General features: G+C 42.8%; 1 protein-coding gene. It reads left to right on the forward strand.

What is annotated here, in order from left to right; all coding sequences use genetic code 11:
- Window positions 1–223: 223 nt before the first annotated feature.
- Window positions 224–818 (forward strand): gamma-glutamyl-gamma-aminobutyrate hydrolase family protein (locus tag HT698_RS10135; protein ID WP_173264414.1); only part of this gene is annotated, 595 nt, incomplete at its 3' end.

Genomic DNA, 818 nt, shown 5'->3' on the forward strand with positions numbered 1-818 from the left:
AAAAAATGTAAACGAAAGGCTTTTTGAGTGATATGATAGGACTATCGTTATACTCAATGAAAATCAAAGAGCAAACTAGGAAACTAGTCGCAGGTTGCTCAAAGCACTGCTTTGAGGTTGTGGATAGAACTGACGAAGTCAGTAACCATACCTACGGTAAGGCGACGCTGACGTGGTTTGAAGAGATTTTCGAAGAGTATTAATATTCGAAAGGAGAGACATCATGGCTAGAACGGTTGTAGGAGTTGCTGCAAATCTATGTCCCGTAGACGCAGAAGGCAAAAACATTCATTCATCTGTATCTTGTAGATTCGCAGAGAGCATTCGTCAAGTCGGTGGTCTCCCTTTAGTCATTCCTGTTGGTGATGAGTCAGTTGTACGCGATTATGTGGAAATGATTGACAAACTCATTTTGACAGGCGGTCAAAATGTCCACCCTCAGTTTTATGGAGAGAAAAAGACCATCGAGAGCGATGATTACAATCTAGTGCGTGATGAATTTGAATTGGCCCTCTTGAAAGAAGCGCTTCGTCAGAATAAACCAATTATGGCAATCTGTCGCGGTGTTCAACTTGTCAATGTTGCCTTTGGTGGAACCCTCAATCAAGAAATCGAAGGTCACTGGCAAGGGCTACCTTTCGGAACATCTCACTCTATTGAGACAGTAGAAGGAAGCGTGGTGGCTAAGCTATTTGGGAAAGAAAGTCAGGTCAACTCCGTCCATCGTCAAAGCATTAAAGATTTGGCACCTAATTTCCGTGTAACTGCTATTGATCCAAGAGACCAAACTATTGAAGCGATTGAGTCTATCGACGAGC

This window comes from Streptococcus sp. 3109 (assembly GCF_013276905.1).
Classification (GTDB): Bacteria; Bacillota; Bacilli; order Lactobacillales; family Streptococcaceae; genus Streptococcus.